This is a genomic window from Campylobacter sp. RM9328, assembly GCF_012978615.1.
In genome coordinates, this window is sequence record NZ_LIWF01000059.1 from 1 (window position 1) to 650 (window position 650).

Annotated in this window: 2 rRNA genes; both read left to right on the forward strand. The window is 32.9% G+C overall.

Annotated features, from left to right (window positions below):
- Nucleotides 1–208: ribosomal RNA gene (locus CCAL9328_RS10665) — 23S ribosomal RNA — on the forward strand; the annotation flags it as partial.
- Nucleotides 209–359: 151 nt separating this feature from the next.
- Nucleotides 360–479 (forward strand): 5S ribosomal RNA (rrf, locus tag CCAL9328_RS10670).
- Nucleotides 480–650: the final 171 nt, after the last annotated feature.

Here is a 650-nt window from a genome sequence, read left to right on the forward strand (position 1 = left end):
GCCACTGGTGTATCAGTTGTTCTGCCAAGAGCATCGCTGAGTAGCTAAGCTGGGATGTGATAAGAGCTGAAAGCATCTAAGCTCGAAGCCAACTCCAAGATGAATCTTCTTTTAAGAGCTCTAGTAGACTACTAGTTTGATAGGCTGGGTGTGTAATGGATGAGAGTCCTTTAGCTGACCAGTACTAATAGCTCGTTTGCTTATCTTATAAGCATCACTTCCTTGTTAAGGATAAAATATAATCCTTTTAGGTTTTTAAAATATTTTTAGATATTAAACTTAGTGATTTTTAGCTTTAATACTCTAAGTAGTGTTAAATAAGATATCATCTCTATTGATATGATATCTTATTTAACACTGCTCGTGGCTATACATGATTAGGAAACGCCTTGCTCCATCTCGAACCAAGAAGCTAAGCTTTTCATGGCCGATGATACTCTCCCTTACTGGGATGCTGGAAAAGTAGGTTGCTGCGAGCTTTGTTAAAATCTTTTTAATATTCTTTCTTTTTATCTCTTAATCCTCTTTTATGGAATTATTTATAGATTAATCTTTTTAAATTGTTAAACTATTTATGATTACTGTAGTTTTAAAAGATTTTTTATATTTATTTATATTCCCAGATTTAATGCTTGTATGCTTTTGAATGT